Annotated in this window: 29 protein-coding genes; all 29 read left to right on the top strand. The window is 39.7% G+C overall.

The window, feature by feature from the left end; genetic code table 11:
• Positions 1-10: 10 nt before the first annotated feature.
• The 29 genes from GL301_RS03650 to fliI all read left to right on the top strand — a co-directional run bounded on the left by GL301_RS03650 (position 11) and on the right by fliI (position 26,707).
• Complete coding sequence (locus GL301_RS03650) at positions 11-1,924, top strand: transcriptional anti-repressor GmaR (RefSeq protein WP_031644190.1); 1,914 nt, start codon at positions 11-13, stop codon at positions 1,922-1,924.
• Positions 1,925-1,936: 12 nt separating this feature from the next.
• Positions 1,937-2,845: a chemotaxis protein gene (locus GL301_RS03655; protein ID WP_003724426.1), complete on the top strand. Its 909-nt coding sequence runs from the start codon at positions 1,937-1,939 to the stop codon at positions 2,843-2,845.
• A gap of 237 nt (positions 2,846-3,082) precedes the next feature.
• A complete protein-coding gene (locus GL301_RS03660; RefSeq protein ID WP_003724427.1) occupies positions 3,083-3,946 on the top strand; it encodes a FliC/FljB family flagellin in 864 nt (287 codons plus the stop codon).
• Between the two features lie 274 nt (positions 3,947-4,220).
• Positions 4,221-4,580, top strand: a complete 360-nt coding sequence (locus GL301_RS03665) for a response regulator (protein ID WP_003721812.1) — start codon at positions 4,221-4,223, stop codon at positions 4,578-4,580.
• Between the two features lie 19 nt (positions 4,581-4,599).
• A complete protein-coding gene (locus GL301_RS03670) occupies positions 4,600-6,456 on the top strand; it encodes a chemotaxis protein CheA (RefSeq protein WP_003724428.1) in 1,857 nt (618 codons plus the stop codon).
• A 12-nt stretch (positions 6,457-6,468) separates the two neighbouring features.
• On the top strand, positions 6,469-6,768 hold the full coding sequence (locus GL301_RS03675; protein ID WP_003724429.1) for a flagellar motor switch protein FliN: 300 nt from the start codon (positions 6,469-6,471) through the stop codon (positions 6,766-6,768).
• A gap of 18 nt (positions 6,769-6,786) precedes the next feature.
• Positions 6,787-7,197: a hypothetical protein gene (locus GL301_RS03680; RefSeq protein ID WP_003727201.1), complete on the top strand. Its 411-nt coding sequence runs from the start codon at positions 6,787-6,789 to the stop codon at positions 7,195-7,197.
• 15 nt (positions 7,198-7,212) lie between these two features.
• Positions 7,213-8,259, top strand: coding sequence for a flagellar hook-length control protein FliK (fliK, locus tag GL301_RS03685; RefSeq protein WP_003724431.1), 1,047 nt, complete (start codon positions 7,213-7,215; stop codon positions 8,257-8,259).
• Between the two features lies 1 nt (position 8,260).
• Positions 8,261-8,683, top strand: coding sequence for a flagellar hook assembly protein FlgD (locus tag GL301_RS03690; RefSeq protein WP_003724432.1), 423 nt, complete (start codon positions 8,261-8,263; stop codon positions 8,681-8,683).
• 19 nt (positions 8,684-8,702) lie between these two features.
• Complete coding sequence (gene flgE / locus GL301_RS03695) at positions 8,703-9,938, top strand: flagellar hook protein FlgE (protein WP_003724433.1); 1,236 nt, start codon at positions 8,703-8,705, stop codon at positions 9,936-9,938.
• Between the two features lie 13 nt (positions 9,939-9,951).
• Positions 9,952-10,188, top strand: a complete 237-nt coding sequence (locus GL301_RS03700) for a flagellar motor switch protein FliN (RefSeq protein ID WP_003721819.1) — start codon at positions 9,952-9,954, stop codon at positions 10,186-10,188.
• Positions 10,189-10,208: 20 nt separating this feature from the next.
• A complete protein-coding gene (fliM, locus tag GL301_RS03705; RefSeq protein WP_003727200.1) occupies positions 10,209-11,201 on the top strand; it encodes a flagellar motor switch protein FliM in 993 nt (330 codons plus the stop codon).
• 2 nt (positions 11,202-11,203) lie between these two features.
• Positions 11,204-12,751, top strand: coding sequence for a flagellar motor switch protein (locus GL301_RS03710; protein ID WP_003740486.1), 1,548 nt, complete (start codon positions 11,204-11,206; stop codon positions 12,749-12,751).
• Positions 12,752-12,756: 5 nt separating this feature from the next.
• Positions 12,757-14,160, top strand: coding sequence for a Eukaryotic translation initiation factor 3 subunit E (locus GL301_RS03715; RefSeq protein WP_077956343.1), 1,404 nt, complete (start codon positions 12,757-12,759; stop codon positions 14,158-14,160).
• A gap of 22 nt (positions 14,161-14,182) precedes the next feature.
• On the top strand, positions 14,183-15,349 hold the full coding sequence (locus GL301_RS03720) for a hypothetical protein (RefSeq protein ID WP_003724437.1): 1,167 nt from the start codon (positions 14,183-14,185) through the stop codon (positions 15,347-15,349).
• Positions 15,350-15,455: 106 nt separating this feature from the next.
• Positions 15,456-15,920, top strand: coding sequence for a YaaR family protein (locus GL301_RS03725; RefSeq protein WP_003724438.1), 465 nt, complete (start codon positions 15,456-15,458; stop codon positions 15,918-15,920).
• A 9-nt stretch (positions 15,921-15,929) separates the two neighbouring features.
• Positions 15,930-16,358, top strand: a complete 429-nt coding sequence (locus GL301_RS03730) for a hypothetical protein (protein WP_003731036.1) — start codon at positions 15,930-15,932, stop codon at positions 16,356-16,358.
• Between the two features lie 19 nt (positions 16,359-16,377).
• Positions 16,378-17,898: a flagellar hook-associated protein FlgK gene (gene flgK, locus GL301_RS03735; protein WP_003727197.1), complete on the top strand. Its 1,521-nt coding sequence runs from the start codon at positions 16,378-16,380 to the stop codon at positions 17,896-17,898.
• Positions 17,899-17,909: 11 nt separating this feature from the next.
• Positions 17,910-18,785, top strand: a complete 876-nt coding sequence (locus GL301_RS03740) for a flagellar hook-associated protein 3 (RefSeq protein ID WP_003730266.1) — start codon at positions 17,910-17,912, stop codon at positions 18,783-18,785.
• A gap of 11 nt (positions 18,786-18,796) precedes the next feature.
• Entirely contained in the window at positions 18,797-20,086 is a 1,290-nt protein-coding gene (locus GL301_RS03745; protein ID WP_003727196.1) for a flagellar hook-associated protein 2, read from the top strand.
• An 18-nt stretch (positions 20,087-20,104) separates the two neighbouring features.
• On the top strand, positions 20,105-20,491 hold the full coding sequence (locus GL301_RS03750) for a flagellar export chaperone FliS (protein WP_003724443.1): 387 nt from the start codon (positions 20,105-20,107) through the stop codon (positions 20,489-20,491).
• The gene (locus GL301_RS03755) at positions 20,463-20,744 is read left to right on the top strand and encodes a hypothetical protein (protein ID WP_003734438.1); all 282 of its coding nucleotides are present in this window, start codon (positions 20,463-20,465) and stop codon (positions 20,742-20,744) included. The genes GL301_RS03750 and GL301_RS03755 overlap by 29 nt, the downstream gene beginning before the upstream one ends.
• 20 nt (positions 20,745-20,764) lie before the next feature.
• Positions 20,765-21,166 carry a flagellar basal body rod protein FlgB gene (flgB, locus tag GL301_RS03760; RefSeq protein WP_003730269.1) on the top strand — a complete coding sequence of 134 codons (402 nt, stop codon included), beginning with the start codon at positions 20,765-20,767 and terminating at the stop codon, positions 21,164-21,166.
• Positions 21,167-21,177: 11 nt separating this feature from the next.
• The gene (flgC, locus tag GL301_RS03765; RefSeq protein WP_003721832.1) at positions 21,178-21,588 is read left to right on the top strand and encodes a flagellar basal body rod protein FlgC; all 411 of its coding nucleotides are present in this window, start codon (positions 21,178-21,180) and stop codon (positions 21,586-21,588) included.
• A 16-nt stretch (positions 21,589-21,604) separates the two neighbouring features.
• Complete coding sequence (gene fliE, locus GL301_RS03770) at positions 21,605-21,901, top strand: flagellar hook-basal body complex protein FliE (protein ID WP_003724447.1); 297 nt, start codon at positions 21,605-21,607, stop codon at positions 21,899-21,901.
• Positions 21,902-21,968: 67 nt separating this feature from the next.
• A complete protein-coding gene (gene fliF, locus GL301_RS03775; RefSeq protein WP_061108638.1) occupies positions 21,969-23,621 on the top strand; it encodes a flagellar basal-body MS-ring/collar protein FliF in 1,653 nt (550 codons plus the stop codon).
• A gap of 2 nt (positions 23,622-23,623) precedes the next feature.
• The gene (locus tag GL301_RS03780) at positions 23,624-24,730 is read left to right on the top strand and encodes a flagellar motor switch protein FliG (RefSeq protein ID WP_003724449.1); all 1,107 of its coding nucleotides are present in this window, start codon (positions 23,624-23,626) and stop codon (positions 24,728-24,730) included.
• On the top strand, positions 24,717-25,409 hold the full coding sequence (locus GL301_RS03785) for a FliH/SctL family protein (protein WP_003724450.1): 693 nt from the start codon (positions 24,717-24,719) through the stop codon (positions 25,407-25,409). The genes GL301_RS03780 and GL301_RS03785 overlap by 14 nt, the downstream gene beginning before the upstream one ends.
• Positions 25,406-26,707: a flagellar protein export ATPase FliI gene (gene fliI / locus GL301_RS03790; protein WP_003727194.1), complete on the top strand. Its 1,302-nt coding sequence runs from the start codon at positions 25,406-25,408 to the stop codon at positions 26,705-26,707. Before GL301_RS03785 ends, fliI begins: the two co-directional genes overlap by 4 nt.
• Positions 26,708-26,717 lie beyond the last annotated feature (10 nt).

The following is a 26,717-nucleotide window of genomic DNA, read 5'->3' on the forward strand; positions in this document are numbered from 1 at the left end:
GGGAAGATTCATGCGGCCGTTAATTTCGATTTGTATGATAGTCAAAAATGAAGCACATATTTTACGACAAAGTTTAGCGTCTTTTAGAAAATTTACAGAAGAAATCATTATTGTAGATACAGGTTCCACTGACGAAACCAAGGAAATTGCACAAGAATTCACTGATTTTGTCTATGACTTTGAATGGACTGGCAACTTTTCTGATGCAAGAAACTTTGCGGCCAAACATGCAACGGGAAAATGGATTTTAGCGATTGATGCAGACGAATGTTTGGAAGAAGAAAGTTATCGCAAATTAGAAAAACAGTTAAAATCACCAACCGAACCAATTCAAATGGCGCAAATCATTAGCTTTACAGGGGAAAAAGGGCGAGTGACAACAACGAACCAAATGGCGCGGGTTTATAAAAATGACGGGACGATTTGTTTCCGTGGCGTCATTCATGAACAACTAGAAGCGGTAGACAAACACCCGATTGCAGCTGGGGTTGCTGAAGTAAAAATTTATCATTATGGCTATATGACGGAGATTGTCGAAAAACAAGACAAATCAGACCGTAATTTACGTTTATTAGAAAAAGAAGTAAAAAACAATAAAAATAGCGGATTTGTACATTTTAACATTGGGCAAGAAATGAACCGACTTGGTAATAAGAAGGAAGCGCTGAAAGAATTTTCCGAAGCGTTCCGACTACGTGACCACAATCACTACATTTGGGCGAAACTAAGTGCTTATCATATTGCCGAACTACTCGAACAAGAAAAACGCTATGATGAAAGCTTGGCCATTATCGAAGAAGCAAGAATCATTTGGCCAAACGTACCAGAGTTCCCACTAAAAAAAGCTAATATTTTATATGTGAATCACCAACTCGAAGATGCGAAAGAAATTTATCAAAGTCTGCTAGAAAATACAGCAATTGACTACCAATCAATCGTGCTTTACGAAGCAACCAATTTCATGCCACACAAAATGCTCGGAACGATTTACTTAGAAGAAAAAGATTATACGCGCGCGATGACTCATTTTTCTAAAGCCTATGCGGAAAATAGTTCTGATTACGGTGTGATGTTCCAAATGATTATGCTGCTTAGCAAATTCCACCAACCAAAAGAAATTTTTGCCTTTATGGAACGTCATCACTTTATCTCTAGCACAGAAACTGGTTTGCGCTTACTTTCGATGACAACCCAACAAGGCTACGCAGAATTATCTGAACTAATTGTTCAATCGCTAACTGATGTGTATCCACCTGTCGCAGAAGCAACAGAGGTGAAGATTGCAACGATCCGCAACGTCTTCCCGGTAATTAGCGAATCTGCTATTTTATTCGGTATTAAAGAAGAGTTGATTGATGCAGCTGACTTATGTTTGTGGCACTATGAAAATCCGCAATTACCAATCGAAAATGTCATGAAAAATAGCGATGTTGGCGACATTTATGATTTTATCTTTGAAAACGGTCCACGAATTAGCAAGAAACGTTATTTATTTGTATTAGAGCGGGCGATTGCACTTGGAAAAGGCGAGTTTGCTGATTACTTATTGGCACTTCGTAACGTTTATCATGACAGCATTAATAGCCACATTGCAGATTTATTTTTCCAATATGATTTTGCGGATATCGCGCTCGATTTCTACAATATCGTTGACGCAGACGAAGTGACCAAACAAGGCTATATCAACCTAATTAATTATTTAGTAGATGCCGAAGTACTGGATGAGGCACTTGCGATTGCAGAACGTGGCATTGATAATTTTAGTACTGATTTCCGCTTTTACCTTTGGACAATCAAAATTGATACCGAAAATCGCGCGAATCGAATTAGTGAGGCAATGGACGAATTTCCGAATAACCGCTATTTAGCAAAACTGTTGGATGAAGTGACCATGCTTCAAGACACTGTTACAAACAATCGATAGGAGGCCAGTAATATGACAGAAGAAAAAGGAATTTTACTACAAAGTGGAACAAATGAATTGGAAATTGTTACATTTACTGTTGGCGAAAACTTATTTTGTATTAACGTTTTAAAAGTGAAAGAAATTATTCATCCGCTCGAAGTAACTCCTGTACCAGATTCGAACCCGGCAATTGAAGGCGTTTCCCAAGTTCGCGGCGAAATCATGCCAGTTGTGAACCTTGCCCGTGTGATGAAATTGCCAGAAATTGAGCCAGAAAACACGAAATTCATTATCACAGAACTAAACCAAATGAAAATCGTTTTCCGTGTCGATGAGGTTCATCGTATCCAACGTATTTCGTGGGAACAAATTGAAGAACCAGAAAAACTATCGATTGGTTTAGAAGAATTAGCAGTCGGTATCGTAAAATTAGACGGCAACTTAGTACTCTTATTAGATTATGAAAAAATTATTTACGAAATTAGCGGAAATGCTGATTTTGCTGTCACAGGTGAAGACCGTATGGCGCGAAAAGTAAATCGTGAAGAGAAGACGATTTTTATTGCCGAGGACTCACAAATGCTGCGCCAACTGCTTGAAGATACGCTTCATGAGGCCGGTTATACAAATCTGCAGTTCTTTGCAAATGGTCGCGAAGCACAAGAGCATATTTTCAAATTGCTCAAAGAACAAAAAGAACAAACGTTTGAAAATGTTAACTTATTAATCACCGATATTGAAATGCCGCAAATGGACGGACATCATTTAACAAAAGTAATCAAAGAAGATGAAATTGGCCGTGAATTGCCAGTTGTTATTTTCTCTTCGTTAATTACAGAAGATCTGGAACATAAAGGCGCAGGTGTTGGAGCCGATGCGCAAGTAAGTAAACCAAATATCCATCAACTCATTAATATTTTAGATGAGCTAGTTTTGTAAAAAGAAGTGTTTGAACAACCTTTTCTGTTCAAACACTTCTTTATTTTATTTAAAAAAATAATTTATAAAAACGTAAAAACGTTGATAATAAGCCGATTTCCTATTTTTATATAAATAAAAACAACTTATTTTTGCATTTTTAATAAAAAACATTTGATTTTTTAAAAAAATGAAGATATAATAAAGCATATAGAGAAGAGAAGTCTTTTCTAAACCGAATGTAGGAGGGAAACACAAATGAAAGTAAATACTAATATCATTAGCTTGAAAACACAAGAATATCTTCGTAAAAATAACGAAGGCATGACTCAAGCGCAAGAACGTTTGGCATCTGGTAAACGTATTAACAGTTCTCTTGATGACGCTGCTGGTCTTGCAGTTGTTACTCGTATGAACGTTAAATCTACAGGCTTAGATGCAGCAAGCAAAAACTCATCCATGGGTATTGACTTGTTACAAACAGCGGATTCAGCTCTTAGCTCCATGAGTTCAATCTTGCAACGTATGCGTCAATTAGCAGTACAATCTTCTAACGGTTCATTCAGTGACGAAGATCGTAAACAATACACTGCTGAATTCGGTAGCTTGATCAAAGAACTTGATCACGTTGCTGACACTACTAACTACAACAACATCAAATTACTAGATCAAACTGCTACAGGTGCTGCTACTCAAGTAAGCATCCAAGCGTCTGATAAAGCTAATGACTTAATCAATATCGATCTTTTCAATGCGAAAGGTCTTTCTGCTGGAACAATCACTTTAGGTAGTGGTTCTACAGTTGCTGGTTATAGTGCATTATCTGTTGCTGATGCTGATTCTTCTCAAGAAGCAACGGAAGCTATTGATGAATTAATCAATAACATCTCTAACGGTCGTGCACTTCTAGGTGCTGGTATGAGTCGCCTTAGCTACAATGTATCTAACGTGAACAACCAATCCATCGCAACTAAAGCATCTGCTTCCTCTATTGAAGATGCAGATATGGCTGCTGAAATGTCCGAAATGACTAAATACAAAATTCTTACACAAACATCTATCAGCATGCTTTCTCAAGCAAACCAAACACCGCAAATGTTAACTCAATTAATTAACAGCTAATAACATATCAAATTCATTTATCGAACATTGTTTACCCTTAGCCCCTCGTCACCCCGGACGAGGGGCTTTTCTTTTTATTTATAAAAATATTTTTGGATTACAAATAGGGCGCAGAGCCAAAGTTAAGATAGTTAACTATTTTTTAAATAATTTTATTATAAAAAACGGATATTTTTTAAGAAAAAGGTAGAAATTGTCCTATTTTTATTATAAAATGATATTATGCGATTTTTTTAAAAAATATTTATAGGTATAGGAATGGGAGTTGTATTTTATGTTGAAGTTGTTGATTGTCGACGATGCAATGTTCATGCGTACGATGATTAAGAATATCGTGAAAGATAGCGATTTTGAAGTAGTTGCAGAAGCAGAAAATGGACTGGAAGCAGTGAAAAAGTATGATGAAGTAAAACCGGATATCGTGACACTGGATATTACGATGCCAGAAATGGATGGCTTAGAAGCACTTGCGCAAATTATGGCCAAAGATCCATCGGCGAAAGTAATTATGTGCTCGGCGATGGGCCAACAAGGTATGGTTGTAGACGCCATTAAAAAAGGTGCCAAAGACTTTATCGTAAAACCTTTCCAAGCGGACCGGGTTTTAGAGGCGTTAGAAAAAGCAGCTAAGTAGAGAAATGGAGGTGGATAGCATGACTACAAATATGTTAGACCTGTTTATAGAAGAAGCTTCAGAACATTTACAGGCGCTAAATGATAATCTGTTACAGCTTGAGAAAGACCCGACGAACGGTCAGTTAGTAAGTGAAATTTTCCGTTCAGCACATACATTTAAAGGGATGTCCGCAACGATGGGCTTCCAACAGGTGGCTGATTTAACGCATGCAATGGAAAATGTACTAGATGAGGTACGCAATAATCGATTGGCTGTAACAGAACATTTGGTAGACATTATTTTTACATGTACATCTCATTTGGAAACAATGGTTTCGGATATCCAGCACGGCGGACAAGGCGCGGCGGATATTTCGAAAACCGTAGCTGACTTAGAGGCGCTTTTACATCCAGAACAAGAAACAGATTTAGCGGTAGAAAAAACGTATCGCATTCAGATTCGAATTGAAGAAGCAGCTATTTTGAAAGCAGTACGGGCGGTAATGTGTTTAGAGCGACTTGCAGAAATGGGGATTATTTCAGAAACAACGCCAGACAGAGAAGCGATTGAGCTAGAAGAGTTTGAGCAGTCATTCGAAGTAGTCCTAGAGTCGGCGCAAACAAAAGAAGAAATCGAAGCGGTTGTTCTAGATATTTCTGAAATCGAAAAAGTGACTGTGACAGAAGAAGTGGAAGAAGTTCAGGTTATTGAACCAATCAAAAAAGCCGCAAAACAAACAACCAAACGATTAGAAAATAAAACCATTCGTGTACAACTTGAAAAAATCGAAAAGCTAATGAACGTTTTTGAAGAAAGCGTCATTGAACGGGCGAGAATTGATGAAATCGCAGAAAAAACGAATAACAAAGAATTGATGGAACACTTAGGACGATTCAGTTCCATCTCCAAAGAAATTCAAAACGGCTTACTAAATATGCGTATGGTGCCAGTGGATAGTGTGTTCAATCGCTTTCCAAAAATGGTGCGCACACTAGCCAAAGAATTAGGTAAGAAAATCGACTTAGTGATTGAAGGCGCGGATACGGAAGTCGACAAAATCGTCATTGATGAAATTGGCGACCCACTTGTTCACTTAATCCGTAATTCAGTAGACCACGGAGCTGAAACAGTCGAAGTAAGACGTAAAAATGGGAAAAATGAAACCGCCACAATTAATCTAAAAGCTTTCCATAGTGGGAACAATGTCGTGATTGAAATTGCGGATGACGGTGCGGGAATCAATAAACGCAAAGTGTTAGAAAAAGCGATTGCGAAAAATGTCGTTACAAGAGCAGAATCAACCAAAATGACGGACGCGGAAATTTTTGATTTATTATTTGATTCGGGTTTCAGTACCGCGGATCAAGTATCCGATCTTTCTGGCCGAGGCGTGGGACTAGATGTTGTCCGTAATACGATTCTCAAAATCGGCGGAAAAATCAGCGTAGAATCAAGTGAAAACGCTGGTTCGACGTTCCGAATTGAGATTCCGCTGACATTATCGATCATCCAATCGATGCTCGTTGCAACATCAGAACGTCGCTATGCTGTACCGCTGGCAAACGTGGCCGAAGCCATCACAATTAATCCTGCAGACATTCAACACGTTCACGGCAAAGACTTAATCAACTACCGTGAAACCATTATCGAAGTACTCGATTTAGGCGAATGCTTCCATGAAACACCTTTGAATGACACGGATGAATTACTATTACTCGTCGTGAAAAATGCCAAGCGAACTTTTGGACTTATTATTAAAGATATTATCGGTCAACGGGAAATCGTTTTAAAAACACTTGGTGGCTTTTTCAGCGAAAGTCAGATTGCCTTTTCTGGAGCAACGATTTTAGGCGATGGTCGTGTCGTATTAATTTTAAATTTAGAAACATTTTAAGGAGGAACCATGATGGAACAAGTATTTCAAGTAGAACTTCCTGAATGGGAACCGAAAGAACCGAGCCAAGAAGGACGCGAAAAAGGCTCTATCCGCCAAGTAGACAATATTGGCGTTAACTTAATCGTCCGCCTTGGAAAAAAAGAAATGCCAGTAGGGGATATCGCCGAGCTAAGCATTGGCGATGTCCTCGAAGTGGAAAAGAAACCTGGCCACAAAGTCGAAATTTTCCTCGATGAAAAGAAAGTCGGCATCGGTGAAGCTATTTTGATGGACGAGAACTTCGGAATCGTTATTTCAGAAATCGACTAAAGAAAGAGGGCAAGTGATTTGAAGCAAGAGGCTTACAACGCAGTGAAGATGAAAGTGGACCAAGAGAAAACGGCCATTTTAAAGGAATTGCAATTATTACTATCCAAACGGGAAAAAGTCGTAGAAAAATTAGCGCACGAAAAAGAAGTCTATTACTCGAGAACGAAAAAAGAAAGACTCCAAGTGGCGGTATTAGCCGGAAGCATGCAACTAGATGCCTTCTCGCCGAGCCGCATTCAACAAATGGAGCGAGAAATTCACCAAATTAGCCAGTACATTAAAAGCAATGAACAAATCTTAGAGCAACTAGAAGAAAAAGGAAAACAGGCCAAAAAAATGTACGATGACACACGAAAAAAATGGCAACAGCTTGAAAATAAAAGAGAAGAACAAACATTACGCGATTTAAAAATGGTGCTATTAAAGTAAAAGGGAGGAAAACGCATGCTAATCCCAGATAATTTGCTACAACCACTCGTCGGAAAAAAACAGGTCGAACCAAAAGAATCGTTAGCAGAAGAATTAGTAGAACTACCTTTTATTTCACTTTTAATGGAAAATAGCCCTGCGCCGCTCTTAAAGGGAGAAGCGGATAACGGAGAACAAGCTACGCTACCACTAAAAGAAATCGCCCAACCACTCGTTTCAGCCAAGCTACTCGACGATGCACCAGAAACGAAACTGCAAGTAGCACCACTCGAACTCAAAGAAGTGAAAGAAACACTTGCGGCAATCGCCAAACAAGCAATTGATCAACCCAAAATAGAAAACGCCCCGCAAGCTGTAGAAACTCCAGTAACAAATACACCGAAAGAACCCACAAAAAATGCCAGTAGGGAGCAACAACCGCCACCAGAACTTATCATACCTACAAAAGAATCACCTAAACTAGCAGAAAACGTGGCCAAAAACCAACCAGTCCTAGCCAAATTACCTCAAGAAAAAGAAGTCGTGCAACTTTTCAAAGCGAGCATTAAAGAGCCAGTAACTGCCAAGGAAGAAGTTGCCGTCAAAAAGCCCGCAGAATCCAGCAATATTTGGCATGATACGGCGAAACAACTCACACCAGCTGCCAAACCTGAAGTCCCAGTGACACTAAAACAACTCGATAAAACCATCACCGACCAAATCGAACAGCTACAAAAATTCCAAGTGAAACAAAATAAAGCCTTTTTCGCCATCCAGCCGGAGTCACTCGGAAAAGTCGAAGTTTTACTTAAAAAAATGCCCGATAAAATATTTGTACATATCGAATATCAGGAACAAACGGCGAAACAAAAACTCGAACAGATGGCGCAAGATTTGCATAATCGTTTCCGAGATCGCGGCGTAGAAGTTGCCGTGACAATGACAGAAAAACAAGCACCGAAAGAGAATAACCAAGGCTCGGATGGTCGACACCAAGGTGAATCTAAAAAAGAAAAAGAACGCGAAAATCCACATCAGGAAAGAGCTAAACAAGAAGCATTTGATTTAGAGGAGGAGACGTAATTTGGACGGAATTAGTAGTTTATCAGGAGCCGGTCAGGATACAAATAATGTAGTAACATCCAGCGTATCCAAAACCCTTGGCAAAGATGACTTCATGAAACTATTTTTAACAAGTTTACAATACCAAGACCCATCGAGCCCGCTTGATACGAATGAAATGATGTCGCAAATGGCGCAACTTTCCTTAATGGAACAAGTTGCCAATATGACCACTGCCGTAGATAAGCTTTCTGAACAAGCGCAAAACTCCGCCTTGCAATCCGCGGTTAATTTCATCGGTAAAGATATAAAAGGTGTTTCGCTGAACGGCGAAGTAATTAGTGGAAAAGTCGAAAGCGTTCAACAAACGACAAACGGCGTCATGCTGAAATTAAAAGATAACGATAGCCTCGTGCCAATGACATATGTAACAGAAATTAATTAAAAATTTGGGAGTGTGAATTATGAATCAAACTATGTATACAGCTATTTCTGGGATGAATGCGTTCCAACAAGCATTATCGGTAACATCAAATAATATTGCCAATGCCAACACGACAGGATACAAAAAACAAAGCGTCGTTTTCAATGATTTACTTTACCAAAACACAATGGGATCTGTTGCAGGCGGACTTTACGCTGGAACAAACCCAATGAGTTTCGGTTCCGGTTCGAAAATTGGAGCGATTTTAACTGATTATACAGCAGGTTCCCCGACAGCAACGGGCAGAAACAAAGATGCAGCACTACAAGGTCGCGGCTTTTTCATCGCGGGCGATAATGCAGGGGGCAATATCGTTTACACGCGTGACGGGAGCTTCGCCGTTTCCGACAACAATTATTTAACTACCCAACAAGGGAAATACGTAATGGGTTACGCAACAGACAAAAATGGCAACGTTTTAAACGGTAATTTGCAACCAATTCAAATCCCGCTAAATAGCGCAATTCCAGGAGAAGCAACAAAAAACGGTAGCTTAAGCGGTAACATTCCACTAGACTGGGGCGAAAAAGATACGATTTCTTCCGAGCTTTCTGTATATGATAATGCTGGCGGAAAACATAAACTTCAAGTGAATATGAAAGCTGCTACACCAGATGCGAGCGGTAATGTTTCCTACGAATATGAAATTCAAATGGACGGAAAAGCATTAACTCCTCCAGTAACAGGAACACTTAATTACAACGCGCAGGGTGAATTAACAAACCCAGACGCACTTAAAAATATCCAAATCAATTCCACAGTAAACGGCAAACAAGTCAATATGGGCTTAAACCTAAGTGGCTTAACCAACTACGGAACAAACCAAGTATTCTCACCAACTTCTGACGGTAAAGGCGCTGCGACTGTAAAAGATTATGCAGTTACCGATTCCGGCTATATTGCAGTGAGTTACTCAGATGGTACAGTTATCCCAGTTGCCCAACTAGCGGTGGCTACTTTCTCCAATGAGGACGGTTTAGTCAAAATGGGGAACGGCGAATATGTTCCAGGATTATCTTCTGGCGATGCAGTATACGGCGTTGCTGGCCAAAATGGCGCTGGCGGAATTAGTGGCTCCTCATTAGAAGGCTCAAACGTAGACTTGTCCCGCGAATTCGTTAACTTAATGACATACCAAAGTGGTTTCCAAGGGAATACAAAAGTTATTCGTGTGGCGGATGACGTGATGAAACAAATTGTGAACTTGATTCAGTAGGGAGTTTAGCTAAATGAAAATTAATCATACTATTCCACTCAGAATCGACTTCGAATTAGGACGTACGAAACAGCCAGTCGGTAGTTTGCTAGATGTAAAAAAAGGGACCGTTTTTCGGTTAGAAGATTCCACAGCTAATGTGGTTAAAATTACGATTTCAGGCAAATGCATCGGTTACGGTGAGATTTTGACAAAAGACGGTAAGATGTTTGTCAAAATAACGAAATTAGGAGAGGGAAGTTCTTCATGAGAGCTAGGGAGTGACAAAAAATGAGCGATAAATTAAGTCAAGAACAAATTGACGCCCTGCTTTCCCAAATAAGTGAAGGTAAGGTAGTTGATGAAAGTACGGAAATTGGCGACTTTGGGCGCTTTCATCCCTATGACTTTCATAAACCAGAGAAATTTGGTGCAGAACACCTCGAAAGCTTGAAGACGATTGCATCCGCTTTTACGAAAAAAAGCATGGAGTTTGTTTCCCAGCGTATCCGGATTCCAATTCATACCGAAGCAACCCTTGCAGATCAAGTTTCCTTTGCGAGTGGTTATATCGAAACAATGCCGAACGATAGCTACATTTTCTGCATTATCGACCTGGGTAATCCGGAGCTCGGTCAAATTATTATCGAACTCGATTTAGCCTATATCATTTATATTCATGAATGCTTATCTGGCGGGAATCCAAAACGAAAATTGAGCGAGCGCAGACTTTTATCTGTTTTTGAAGAGCTGACGTTGAAATCTATTTTAGAAAAATTCTGCGAAGCACTCAAAGACAGTTTTAAATCAGTGCATCCAATCTCACCAGAAATCGTTAATATCGAAACTAACCCAGCACTTCTACGTGTCACATCACCGAACGACATGATGGCGCTTGTCAGTGTTGATATTAAATCAGAGTTTTGGATTAGTACAATGCGCATTGGCGTGCCATTTTTCTCGGTGGAAGAGATTATGAATAAGCTGGAAAACGTCGTGGAATATACGTTTGATAAGCGGCGGAACTTTGATGCGGAAGTCGAGCAAGAATTGCATCAAGTTGAGAAAGAAGCGCGCATACGTGTAGGTGAAATTAAAACAACGTGGAAAGAACTGAATAAGCTTGAAGTAGGCGACGTGCTTCTGACAGAAACTCATATACGTGACACACTCAAAGGCTACGTCACTGAAAAATGGAAATTTGAATGTTATATGGGAAAAAGTGGTAACCAAAAAGCCGTTAAATTTATGCGTCATACAGGGCGGACAGAGCAGGAGAGGTAGAAGTGGAGCAATTACTAGAGAAAAATATCACGCAAATGGAACTAGATGTGATAGGAGAAATCGCCAATATTTCGTTTGGCTCAGCTTCTACGGTCTTATCTGATTTACTACACCAACAAGTCACCATTTCGACGCCAAAAGTTGAGATTGTTGATTTATATAATACGAAAGACATTGATATTCCACATGTCGTGTTAGAAGTGAATTTTCACAAAGGAATCGAAATGCGGAATTTATTTGTTCTGCAATCAGAAGTGGCTGCGGCTATCGCGGACTTAATGATGATGGGTGATGGAAACATTGATCCGAATGAAGAACTTTCAGAACTTCATCTAAGCGCCGTACAAGAAGCGATGAACCAAATGATGGGACATTCCGCCACTGCGATGAGCAATATGTTTGGCGAAATGATTGATATTACGACACCAGACATTAAAGTAATCGCGCTAAAAGAACAATTAGAAGATACGAACGACCAAACAATGATAAAAGTCGGCTTTGACTTAATTATCGGCGACTTGATCACATCGAATTTAATGCAACTCATCCCTATTGATAAAGGGCATGAACTTGCAAAAAGATTACTTGGCGACGCAGTTCCAGAGCCAGAACCAGTAAAAGAAGAAATCAGCTTAACGGCCGAAGAGTTAGATGTCTTTTTAGAAGTATGTAATATCGGCATCGGTTCAGCTTCAACCGTTCTATCCAAATTGCTTAACCGTAAAGTTTCCTTACAAATCCCAACTGCACGCGTAATTGATAGCAAAGAGTTCGAGTTTAATGAACGCCCTTGCTTAGTGACGAGTGTGGAATTTGTCGAAGGGCTGCGCTCAAGCAACACATTTATCATTAGCAAAAATGCCGCGCTAATTATGGCAGATTTAATGATGATGGGAGACGGTTTGGTTCAAGAAGATGCAGAACTGACGGAACTTGAAGTCAGCGCAGTGCAAGAATTAATGAACCAGATGATGGGCTTCTCAGCGACAGCAATGTCAGAAATGCTCGGAACAAAAATCGATATTAGCCCACCTACAATGGAATTTTGTAATTTCGGCGATACGATGATTCAAAAAAACATTGAAGAAGGAAAAACTGTCGAAGTCATCTTCCCGCTAGAAGTAGAAGGACTATTAAAAACGCCAATGTACCAAATTTTTAATCCAGCAGCAGCAAAAGAAATGGCGCAATTGATGCTTGGGATTCAGGCGAAAGAAGTCGCAGAGAAAGAAGCGACGACTCCAGCAGAAATAATCGAACCAGAAAAACTAGCTGAACCAGTGCACCAAGCAGTTATCGAAGAAAAAGAAACACTTTCCGAAATGGAACAAATTTTGGAAGATATTCCCGTAACGCTTGAAGTGGTATTCGGAACAGCAAAAGTAAAACTCGAAAAATTTATCTCTTGGTGTGAAAAAGATGTGATTATCCTAAAAGAGAGTATGAACGAACCACTTGTCTTAGCGCTAAATGGCGTGACGATTGGTAAAGGAATTTTAGTTCGCGTGGATGATCATTTTGGTATACAAATGACGGAGTTAGTAAGGTGAAAAATGTGCGGAAACTTGGACTGATGACAATTTTATTTTGGCTGTGTTTTTCGGTTCAAGCATTTGCAGCAGATCCTGAACCCCCGATAATATCGCTTGAAGGCGAACAGCATGTTTTTACATCTGGTGAAGTGATTTCATTTCATATTGAAAATGCGGCTGACTTGAAAATTATTCTGGTGAATGAACATGGGCAGAGAAAGCTTCTAGACGAGGAAACGTATACGGTGACGGATTGGGATTTGGATGGGAGTTACCGGGCTGAATTTTATCAAGCAGATGTGCCGAAACCATTTGTTACTGTGGAAGATTTATTTGAAGTGAAACAGCTTGAGGACGTTGCGAAAGATGAGACGGCGCCGAGTTTGAAAACGATAGAAATTACGCACGATGAAGATGTCTTGTTAACGAGCGTGCTACGTGTATCAGCTGATTTAGATGACGCGGAATCTGGCGTGAAACAAGCGACTTTAGTTGTTCATAGCGAATCGAATGAATCAGAAATCGAACTCATTCGCAACAACTATACAGGGAAGTTTGCTGCAGAAATACCTTTAGAAAAATTCCAACTGGGTGAAAAAATCACTTTTCAACTGCAACTAGTTGATTTTGCCGAGAATGAAATCACAGTAGACTTAGAAAACACTGTCCAACTATATCAACCAAAAGCACCCCTTTTAAGTTACGACGGTAATGACATCACGAACGTGCAGAAAAAAATCGGCCAAGTCGGCAAGCAAATCGAGCTAACTCTCGACAAATATACAACTGAATTTCCAGAACTAGAAACAGAGACCGGCAAAATAATCCCACTAAAATGGCAAAAAACGGCAACTGAATGGAAGGGAAGTCTAACTTTACCGAGCGAATTATCCGGTGAAATCATTCATATTCAAGGAATGGATCAACACCTGCTCGTTCGCGCCACTAGTGAACCTTTTGGCGAGGTTCAGTTAGTCAACAATGCCATTTTAACAGGAACCATTCTTTCGGATTTCACACTTATTTCAAATCTTTATATTGAAGTAAACGGTCAAAAATTTTCCGTCGAACGAGCGGGCAACCGTTTCACAAGTGCAGAAATAACCACCACAGGCAAAATAGTGCTCCACTGGACAGACTGGGACGGCCAAATTTATTCCAAGCAAATGAATCAAGAAATCAAGCCTGTAATCGCAATGCCAGGTAAAGAAATAATCGCACCACCACCAGTAATACCGAACGAAAAAACGCAGATACTAACATCACCAGCTCCTAAGCCATCTGTTGAGGCACATGAAAATACCCCCAAAAAGCAGGTGAAAAAGGAAACCTCAACTAAAGACAACTCAAGCAGTATCCCGTTTTGGATTCCGGCGCTCATGATTATTGGCGTTATTATTTTTTCGGGTAATAGAGCAATGAAATAAAAGCAGAAGTGAGGTGGACGGAATGAAAATAGATGGCATTCAAGAATCTGCAGAAAATCGTAATCAACTAGAACGGGAACTCATTAAACAAAATCCAGTTGTAAAAGAAGGTACGATAAAAGCACAAATGAATACAGAAGTAGCCGTACCGAAAACACCGCCAGTATCATTCTCTTTTAAAGAATTAAGCAGCTTACAACTAAACGGAACAAGCGCAGCAAGTTTAGAATTATATATGAAATTAATGATGAACAATGCTAAAAAAGCGAATGATTTAATCTTTTACGTGATGCGGGCGGGAATCAAAAATCCAACTGATTCTACTAAATGGCAAACAGTCAGAAGCGAGATTAGTAGCCAATTAAGTACAATTCTAATGAAACAACATAATTTTGAAGCGTACTTTTCTGAAAATCCCGCGAATCAAAAATTATTTTTAGCCAATCAAAAAATTATGAACGAAATATCCTTTTTGCTAAAAATGTTGCCAACCTTAACTTTTGAAACAACAGGAAAATACGACTTCTTGCGCATGATGCAAATAGCTTCTGGCAATATGGAGACTGGAATCCAAATGATGCGCGAATTCCAGGGGCATATCGAACATGCGACAAGACTAGACCCGATTGTTGACGCCAGACAAGAAACGAACTGGATGATTAAAGTGTTACGCGAATTTGGCAATATGTTCCAATCGCGCCACTTATTACCATATGAATTACAGGCAGAAAACATCAATATTTGGAAGTTGGGTAGCGAATACTTAAAACTAATGAACCAACTTTTACCGCAAATTGGCGCATTTCCAAATGGGAATATCAAAATTTTTCACCAACAAGCGACCAAACCATTAACAGAACTTTTCCAAGAACTGCAACGCTTGGCAGACGGACAAATGACGCAAGGTGGGATCGCCGTTATTTTAGACCGGATGCAAGGCCAACTTACACGACTTGCACAACTGTTTCAAAAAATGGAAATCGAAGCAGGTTTCACCGATACAGAACGAATTTTAGGTAGCGTGGACGCCGAATTCGCTAGTGATATGACAAAAATGATGCTACTCGCACAACAAGAAATGTCATTTTTTGATTTATTAGTAAAAGATTTCCGAAGTGTTTCTAAACAACCAATATTTTTCATGATAGTTGCTATATTTATTATTTTATTATTAATTATTTTATTTTAAAAAAGATATTTTTTGAAAAAATATATACTTTTTCAGGTTGTTTCAGTATAATTAAATAGAAAAATAAGGTTTAGAAAGCGAAAATGAGTTTTTCGGGGGAAAAAGGATGAATAATGTTTCAATTGGCCAAATTTCGCAGTCCAAACAGACGAATGTAGTTAGGGGAATGCAAGAATTAAATCAAACACAACAGCTTTATTTTGAACAAATGAAGGCAAATGGCAAGAAACAAACTCCTTCCCTGACTGAAATTAACGAACTAATCACGAATGTCACAGATAAAAAGTCACTCGTTGAAATGGATATGACGGTAGATAATGTTTTGAGCTATAAAAAAGCAGTCCAAACATTTTTGAATTTTTATGTGAATAATGTGATGGATTACGACAATATCGAAAGCCGTCATCCAAAATACGGGTTTTCGCAAAAAATGACGATTTTAAAGCAAGTAGAAAAACAAACCAATGAACTCGATGATGTAATGAATTTAATTGATACAAAAACTGGACATTTAGACATGCTAAACCGTATTGGTGAGATTACTGGCATGATTCTCGATGTCGTATTGTAGGTGATGGGAATGCAAAACGAATTAATCAATCAATTAGAAATTTTAATCGAAAAAAATGTCAAAGCGACCGATGCAGCAATTTTACTCGGAAAATTAGTGCAAGAAGAGAACTGGATTGAAGCAGAAGAACGCCAACTAGGGCTACAGCGCGAACTTGCCGCTTTGCAAAACGAATATCAAGCTTTAAAAACAATCATTGGCGAAGATAATACGCTTAGAACGCTCCAAAATACTTGGACACCTGCGGAAAATGCCATTATAGATGAACGGAAAAAAATGCTACTTGAAAAAGAAAACCTTTTACGAGTAAGTGTTACGGAAAACCAAATTAGAACAGAAATGCAATTGGCTTTTTCGGAGCATATGGTGGATGTTATTACGGGACATCACGCGGAAACACAAGCAGAAAATAATATGATGATAAACGAGACTTTTTAAGTAAACGGAGGGATTTTTTGTGCGTTTAAGTGATTTTAATACGTCATTATCGGGCATGTCAGCGGCGCAAATCGCTAATATGGTCGCTCAGCAAAATATTAGTAATATGAATACGCCAGGATACATAAGACAAGCTGTGGATCAGACGGCGGTTTACGGTGACGGTGGTCTGCTTGGTGGGAAACAAACAGGCTACGGAGTCAAAGTGACAGACATTAAACGTCTAACAAATACAGCACTTACGACACAATACAATAATCAAATCGCTAAACAATCCGCTTCGTTATATCAAAGTGGGGCGCTCGGTCAAGCACTTAATTTATTTGGTACTCCAGGGAAAAATACACCAAGTGATAATTTAGATAATTTCTTCACCGCTTGGGCAGCATTAGCGAAAAATCCTGACCAAGCAACGAATACAACGGCACTTTTATCCAGTATGTCGATTTTTACGGATCAATTAAACCAACTTCATTCGGGCTTAAAAGAATTAGAAACAACCATTGCAGCAGATACAGATGCCGCGATTCAAGACTTAAATTCATTAATTAAAAAATTAGGCAGTATCAATAAAGCAATCGGAAATGCAGGCTCCAACCCACCGAACGATTTGCTGAACCAACGCGATCAACTACTTAGTACGATGGCTGGCTATGCTGGGATTTCCGTGAGCGCCCATCCGAATAATCCAGATGTGTACGATGTGACAATTGGCGGACGTCTTGTTGTCCAAGGTGATGAAACGACCGAAATCACATCAACGCGAACCGCGACTGGCTTTGAATTTTCCGTAGACGGTCAAAAACTCAACATGCCAGAAGGTTCCATCATCGCTTCCGTTCGTGTTAACCAAAATGAAATTAAATCGTACCAAGAAAAAATCGAAACTTTTTCGAACAGCCTAGCAAAAGCATTAGATGATATTCAAGTCAAAAACGTCAATAAAACAATGGACGATTTGCAAAAAATCAATGATGCGCTCAAAGCGAATCCGAACGACGAAAAACTACTGAGCAATCGCGATGAACTTTTGCGTCAATTAGAAAAATTCCCTGGTGTGACTCGTTCTGGTGATACGCTGACGATTGGCGGAGTTGACCACGCGATTGACACGCTTGGCACGAGTACATATGTAACCGATGTGAATGATTTTTCCATTCCAATTTTCACCCAAAGCTCTGGCAAATGGATCCTGAATCCTGCAATCACAAGTAACGCTGATAACAAGCCGTTTCTAGGAGTTATCGCGGCGGATATCGCTTCCTTGAAAACAGACAAAAACATTCAAGGAACAACTTTCCCGAGTTTCATGGACGGAATCATTACCGAAGTGGCGACGGACGCTAGTAAAAGTAGCGCAACTTCTACGGCAGACACGCAAGCTTTAAATTCCCTTTCTGAATCAAAATCATCTCTTGAAGGAGTTAATATTGACGAGGAAATGACAAATATCATGCAATACCAAAGTTATTATGTGGCCAATACGAAAGCCATGAACACAGTGAACGATATGATGAAAGCTCTCTTAGCCATGTTATAAGGAGGAAAATAATGCGAATTTCAACGAATCAACAAGCAAATTCAATAATTAATCAGCTGAATAATGTCTCAGGAAACCTTGCAAAATACCAATTACAAGTATCTTCTGGGAAAAAGTATGAATCGATGAGCGAAAATCCTGGTGCAACAGCGCAAATTTTATCCTATAATCATGTGCTTAGTCAGCTAAATCGCGAAAAAACGGACGTAACCGAAGCAAAATCATTATTAAATACGGCTGAAACATCCCTTTCATCCATGTCTACATCGATGAACCGGGTAAATGCTTTAGTCTTGCAAGCGATTAACGGCACGAGCGATAAAGACAATATGTCGCAATCAGCCGAAGAAATCAAAGGTTTACTGGATGTTCTTATTTCTGTCGCTAACTCAGAAGACGATGGCAGATATGTTTTTAGTGGTTCTAGCACGAGCGTGAAGCCATTTACAACAGATAAAACCACTGGAGAAATCATCTATAACGGAACAACAGAAAATAAAAAATTCCGCGTAACGGACACATTAGAAGTAGAAGTTTTCCATGATGGTAGTGCGATGACGGATGTGTTTAACAACATTCAAAAAATCGTTGACGCAATGAAAACTGGCGATAAGGATGCTTTGTCTGCCTTGCAAGAAACAAACAGCAAGAATATTGAAATCATCACCAATTCGATGACAAATATCGGCGGACAGAAAAACGGTGTAGCAGCCTATGATAACGTACTTTCTAGCAAAATTGTCGACTTTTCCGAACGTAAATCCAATGTCGAAGAAGTCAATATGCCAGAAGCTGTAAGTAATCTAAATAAAACATCGATTGCATACCAAGCCGCACTACAATCCAGTGTGATGGTACAAAAATTAAGCATTCTAAATTATATGTGAGGTGAGACCAAGTGGGAAGTTCGATTGCAAGCAGTTTAATGGACCCAACGCAATACTATTCGCAATTTATCAGTCTTCAAAAAGCTAGTTTGGAAAAAGCGAAAACGCCTTATCAAAACCAAATTTCCAGCTACCAATCACGGATTGATCTTTATGCTAGTTTGAAAAATGCTTTATCTGAGTCGCTGAAAACGATGAGCTCTTTCACGACTTATGAAAGTAAAACCAAACTCGCGACTTCATCCAACGAAACGAGTTTTACTGTTTCATCAACGAGCAGTTCCGTCAACGGCAGTTATTCTATCGAAGTCCAAAACTTGGCGACCGCAGACACTTACAATAAAGCAGTACCTGATATTGAGGCAAAAATCGGTGTAAGCGGGACAATCAAAATCAATGGCAAAGAAATTAAAGTTGATGCAGATAGCTCAATGAAAAATGTGATGAACTCCATCAATAGCGCCGGAGCTAAGGTGAATATCTACACGCTAGGCGAAAACATGGTCGTAACTTCTTCAACAACCGGTGTCGAAAACAGTATTAAATTTGAAGGCGATTCGGCTGTTCTCGATGCACTTGGATTAGTACAAAATTCCCCAGACCATTTAGCTGCAGAGGACGCCAAACTCAGAATCAACGGAGCGACCGTTACAAGTGCAACAAACAAGGTAACCAACTACATCCCAGGCGTGACCATCAACCTCAAAAAAGAAACAACTGGCGCTGAAAAATTAACCATCCAAGACCAAAGCGATGAAAAAGCAGCCAGCATGATCACCAGTTTTGTAAATACATACAATGCACTAACAAGCACAATGAAAACCTACACGGGAAAAGGAACCATTTTACAAGCATCTGCTGCCGACCTCGAAGCAAATCGCGCCCTAAACAACGTATTCCAACATAAAAAAGATGGGAATACATTATTCGATTTTGGAATAAGTGTCGACAAAGAAGGCGTTTTAAAAGTCGATGAAACTGCAATGAAAAAAATGGTAGCTGAAGACCCAACCGCCGTCGAAAGATTTTTCTTTGGCATTGGTGGAATTGGCGATGAACTGTATCAATCTTTGAACAAAACATTTGGCTCGACAGGCTTTATCAGTGATGAAACGACCTCGATGACGAATGAAATCAATAAATTAAACCTCAAGTTAACCGATATTACTAGCCGAAATGACACGTTATTAACGAATATTACGGATCAATACAACAAATGGCTTGAAATGATGCAAGCTATGCAAAGCGACGCCATGACGCTAGATGCCCTCATCGATGGCATGAACAGTTCTAATAAATAAAAATGGTAGGTGAAAAAAATGCAAGCTTGGAAACGATACACGCAAAATGAATTAAATACGAGCAACCCCATTAAAAACACCATTTATATATACGAACGTTGTATTATTGAATTTAAAAAATTGGACAAAGCACTCGAACAACTACATTTTTCCGAAGCCGATCTTATTCTTGATAAAATGGAAAAAATCTTTGAAGAATTAAAATTACAATTAAATCCAGAAGCCGGGCAAGAACTTTACGATAACATTTTCGGCTTATATGAATGGATTTCTGAACAAATTCGCCAAATGCAACTACTAAAACAACCCGTTAATATTGATACGATCATTCATGTTATCACGCAGCTTAAAGAAGGCTACGAGGGAGTGATGAAACATGAATCAAGCAAAGACACATTTGGTTGAGTTAAAAGCACTGTTTCACTCGACGGGGCAATTAAACGTTAGCCTCGAAGAATACCAAGCAAAACTAAATGAACTACTAAAAAGCACCGAACATTTACCAAAAGATACAAAAGAAGCCATTTTAAAAGAAACAAGGGAAGTTATAAATAAAGGTATTCTTTTCACCCAAAAACAATTAGAATCCACTGAAAATGCCTTTTCTGAAAATAAAAGTCGCAATGCTGCTAACTTGAATTATGCGAAATTTTTCTAAAAGAAAGAAGGAAATGACAAGTGGAAAATTATACCACGCATATTGGCAACTACTTGAATTATCTTCAAACAGCCAACCAAGTAGTTTCAAATAATATCGCCAATGCCAATACGCCCAATTTTAAAGCAAGTGAAGCGAGTTTTGAGGAATCATTTGGCTCAAGTTTGCGCGCATCTGGTCAGAATAGCATCGAGTCGGCCGGCAACCTAACGAAAACAAACACAAAACATTTAGCTGGAACCGATATAGACGAAACAAATGCAAAAGTAACGACCAAGAGCGGCTCCATCAACGAAGACGGCAACAATGTCAACGTCACTTCTGAAATGATTAGCTTAACAAAAAATAACCAAATGTACGCGCTCGCTATCAGTGCACTCAACTATAATTCATCCATCAACACAGCAGCCCGTGGAAAGTAAGGTGATAAACCATGTTTGAAGGAATAAACACAAGTGGCTCCGCGTTAAATGCTGCGAAACAATGGATGGAAGTAAGCTCCAATAATATCGCGAACGCCGATTCAAGCGCCGCACCTGGCGAGACACCTTTCCTTAGAAAACGCGTCGTATTATCCGAAATCACACCATTTGAAACAGCTCTAACTGGAACAAAAGGTGTTAAAGTAAGCGAAATATCGAGCGACACAGGAAGCGTCAAACGTGTCTATGATCCAACTCATCCTAACGCAAATGAAGCAGGTTACGTCAACTACGCAAATGTAGATATGACAGCCGAAATGACCAATTTAATGGTCGGACAAAAAATGTACGCGGCAAACACTTCCGCCTTACAAGCAAATGAAAAAATGATGGAAAAAGATTTAGAAATTGGCAAAGTATAAAGGAGTGTTTTAAGAAATGGCAATTGAAAGTATTAATGCAGCAAGTGTCTTACCTAAAGTAACGCTTGGTGAAACCGCGAAAACAGACAATGCGACAGGTGCCGGAAATACCTTCACGCAAATGCTGGATAGTATGAGTGATACACAATCAAACGCGCAAACTTCCGTATCGAACCTTTTAACAACAGGCGAAGGAAATGCGAGTGATGTACTCATTCAAATGAAAAAAGCAGAATCAGAAATGAAAACTGCTGCGGTCATTCGTGATAATGTAATCGAAAGCTACAAACAGCTTTTAAATATGCAAGTGTAGCGGTTAGACTAGTCGGGGGAGTTTTAGTCAATCGTCCACACGAGAAAAATGGAGCGAAGTTTTTAAGATGGCAAAAATAAAAACAATGTATTCGAAATTGAAGAATTGGCACAAAGGCGCGATTTTAGTCGGCCTTTTTGTCGTAGTCACGGTGTTATTACTCTACATGAACACGCCCAAAACAGAAGTTACTCTTTATAAAAATCTATCCGAAACAAGCCAACAACAAGTCACCGATCAATTAGCCAAAATGGGCGTTGATTATACCGTCGACAAAAGTGGTAACATTTTAGTCGATGAAAAAGTGGAGACACTCGTTCGTGACAAATTTGCGGACCTAGGTATTCCATACACAGGCCAAGATGGCAATGACATTCTACTAAACAGCTCACTTGGAGCCAGTGAAGAAGATAAAAAAATGCAAGAAAAAGTTGGTACGAAAGTCAATTTAGAAAAAGAAATCGTTCAAAGCTATGGAACAACCATCGATAGCGCCTCCGTGCAGCTAACTTTACCAGAATCAAGTTCGATTTTTGAAGAAGCAAGCCAAAAAGGAACAGCCGCAGTAACACTCAAAACCAAAAACAATCAAACACTAACAAGCGAACAAGTTCTCGGCATTCAGCGCACCGTCAGCGCAGCCGTACCAAATGTTGCTAGTGATGACGTAGCGATTATCGATACGAAAAATGGTGTTATCTCTGAAGCAGACACATCCGAAGAAGAAGGCAGTTCTGCTTATAAAAATGAAGTCGATATCCAAAATGCGATTGGAAAAAATGTGAAAACAGATATCGAAGGGACACTTTCCAGCATTTTTGCCCTAGATAATTTCCGCGTGAATACAAATGTCTCGGTTAATTTTGACGAAATCAAACAAAATACGGAACATTATCCAAACGACGGAAAAGTACGTAGCAACCAAAAAGACACATCAACAGACACATCAAAAGGTTCCGCGAATACGACGGAATCAGGAACCGCCTCAAACGCTGACGTACCAAATTACACGGAACAAAATGGTGATGATACGAACACCTATACAAGCGAAAAATCAAGTGAAACAACGAATTATGAACTAGACTCCACCATCCAAGAAATCAAAAAACACCCAGCCCTAGCAAAGACAAATGTCGTTGTCTGGGTTGATCAAAATGCTTTAAATAAAAATGGTGTTGACATGGCCGAATTCACAAAAGCAATTGGAGTTTCAGCTGGATTAACGCCTAATATGACAACCGAAGAAGCGGGCGCAGACGGAGAAGCAGCAGCCGCACCAACATTCGAAGGTACTTTCCAAAATGGCGATGTTACCATCATGCCGATCCAGTTCTTAGACAACGCCACGCCAGCAGAAGAAGATACAACAGAAAAAGCAGCACCAGCAAGCAAAGCCTGGATTTGGTGGCTTGCAGGAAGTTTACTCTTCGCCATCATTGCAGCTGGAATTATCGCCTACATTATCTTCCTTAAACGTAAAGAACAACTAGAAGAAGCATTAGAACCAGAAGAAAAAGACTACATTCCAGCCGAAGAAGCAATCATCAACCCAGAAGAACATCCAGATTTCAACTTCCAAACAGATGCATTCGATTTATCAGAACCAGAATTAAAAGCCCGCAAAGAAAGCTTGAAAAATAAACTCGGTGAAATGGCCAAAGAAGACCCAGGGCGCGCCGCAGCAGTCATCCAAAAATGGCTCAATGAAAGGCAGGAATAACAATGGCAGAAACACTCAAAGAAACCTTAGAAGAAACAAATGCTGAACTAGAAACTGTCGAAGTAGAAGAAACGGAAGAAAAAACAACTACTTCAGCAGATTCAGGTATTTCAAGACGTGAAAAAGCCGCACTTATTATTTGGAGCCTCGACGAACAAATCGCGACCGAAGTGGTAGATTTGCTCCCTGACGCATCCAAACAACGCCTTGCACGTGAAATGGCCAAAATGAAAGAAATGGACGGCGGCGCAGTAGAAGAAGCAACTAGAGAATTTTTAGGGGAATTAGAACTTCTTTCAGGAGGAATTGCTAAACTCGACCGCGAACACTTACAACGCTTGTTCCCAGACATGACGACGGAAGAACTAAATCAACTCATTTACGGGGTAGAAGCAGAATCACGTATCGGCGAAACCGCGCTAGATATTTTACGAGAAATTGATGATGTTGACTCCTTGTTTACAATTATTAGCGACGAATCGCCACAAACCATCGCGATGATAGCTTCATACATGAAACCAGAAGAAGCATCGAAACTACTAGCCTTACTACCGGAAGAAAAAATGATTAACACCGTCATTGGTATCGCGAGCCTAGAACAATTCGATAGCGAAGTCATGCAAAACGTTTCTAACTTGCTAAGAATTAAGCTCGACACCATGTCGAATAGCTCACTGAACAAAACAGACGGCATAAAAAATGTCGCAAATATCTTAAACAACGTTACCCGAGGTTTAGAACGTACAATTTTCGAACATCTCGACGCCGAACAAGCCGAACTTTCCGAACGCATCAAAGAGAAAATGTTTATGTTTGAAGATATTATTCTACTTGATAACATGACCTTGCAACAAGTGTTGGCAGAAATTCAAGACAACAATAAAATCGCTCGAGCACTCAAAAACGAAAAAGAAGAGCTCAAAGAAAAAATTCTATCTTGCGTATCGAAAAACCGTCGCGATATGATTACCGAAGAATTAGAAGTTCTTGGCCCAATCAGACTTTCTGACGTCGAGCAAGCCCAACAAGATATCGCCAATGTCGTTAAAAATCTGGAAAAAGATGGCAAAATAGTTATCCAACGGGGGGAACAGGATGTCCTTATCTAATCCGCGAATCCCAAAAGGTAAAGTCACTTTATCCGACGTGAAAATGGAACTGTTTTATTTGGATGATATAGAAGAAACAGAAGAAGTCGAGTCACCCTACTCGAAAGAACTTGAACAACTAGAAAGTCATCAAAAAGAACTGGAAAAACACCTATCTGCCATCGAAATCGAACAGCAAAAATTAGCTAACGAAAAAGCAGCACTTCAAGCTGAACGCCAAGCCATTGAAGAATTAAAACGCGAAGCTGAAACAGAAATCGAAGCAAACAAACAAGCTTTTGAAAAAGAAAAAACACAAATGTATCTAACTATCACCGATTTCCTTTGGGATGAAAGTATTGATCTTGCAGAAAGAATTGTCCACCAAGCAATCGACACGCGCCAAATCGAAGTCTTACCAATGCTAACTGAAGTCATTCAAAAACTCCCAGTTGCTTTCGACAAACTAAACGTCACCACCCATCCAGAGACCTTAAAAGCTCTAAAAGAAGAAAACACAGGCACAAAATACGACTGGCTTTTAGAAAATATCCATTGGAACTTCGATATGCGACTCGATTACGGCGAATTTACTGTAGAAGAAGAAAAGGAATACTTCGACTACCGCATCACCGAAATTTTCCAAACACTTCATAAACAAAACGCCGAACGGAAAATTCTAGGAGGCGATAAACCGTGAACTGGTCGCCAAAAACCAAAGCTTGGCAAGAACTAAAAAACACCGTTCCATACATCCAAAAAGGAAAAATTCACACAGTCCAAGAACAAGTCTATATTTCCAAAGGCCCTCAAGTGAAAATTGGTGACACTGTCATGGTCGGTGAAAATAAAGTGCTCTGCGAAGTAATTTCTATTGAAAAAGAAAACAACATGCTACTCCCGTTTAATCAAAGCGACAAAGTGGCATACGGTGATTGGGTGTACGTAACGGATACAAAAATTACAATCCCGGCAGACGAATACCTCCTTGGAAAAGTACTCAACGCATCCGGCGATATTTTAAACGAAGAAGCTGGAGTGGCTAAATTTAAACAAAAAATGCCGCTTGAAGCTCCACCAATTCATGCTTTTAGTCGAGCAGAAATCACTGATACGCTCGAAACAGGCATCAAAGCAATTGACGGGATGTTAACGATTGGAATCGGTCAAAAAATTGGTATTTTCGCCGGATCGGGTGTTGGTAAATCTACTTTACTTGGAATGATTGCTCGTAACGCCAAAGCAGACATTAATGTGATCGGCTTAGTCGGCGAGCGTGGGCGTGAAGTAAAAGATTTCTTGCGTAAGGATCTTGGAGAAGACGGACTGCGCAAAAGCGTGATTGTTGCTGCTACCTCGGACGAAAGCCATCTTATGCAACTACGCGCCGCCAAACTAGCCACTTCTATTGCCGAGCATTTCCGCGACCAAGGAAAAACCGTCCTTCTAATGATGGATTCTGTCACTCGTTTTGCTGATGCAAGAAGAAGCGTCGATATCGCCGTCAAAGACTTACCAATCGGCGGCAAAACCTTGCTAATGGAATCATATATGAAGAAATTGCTAGAACGTTCAGGTAAAACGCAAAACGGCTCGATCACTGGTATTTATACAGTGCTTGTTGATGGAGATGATATGAATGGTCCAGTCCCCGATCTAGCGCGGGGGATTTTAGATGGACATATCGTTCTCACACGTGAACTGGCCACCAAAAACCACTATCCTGCCATTGATGTCCTCGGCTCCGTTAGTCGGGTAATGGAAGAAATTGTTCCAGAAAGCCAGTGGAAAACAGCTTCGAAAATTCGCGAATGGATGAGTATTTATCAAGAAAATGAACTATATTTCAAACTTGGTACAATCGAACAGACGAGCGACAATGCGGCGATTTTTACAAGTAAAGAAAAGTCTTATTTCATCCATCAATTTTTAAAACAATTGCGGGATGAAAGTGTCACGCTTGAAGAAACGAGTAAGTTGATGGAAACGTTAGTATAACAAAGGAGTG

Origin of the sequence: Listeria sp. LM90SB2, assembly GCF_028867355.1 — a bacterium.
GTDB lineage: Bacteria > Bacillota > Bacilli > Lactobacillales > Listeriaceae > Listeria > Listeria monocytogenes_B.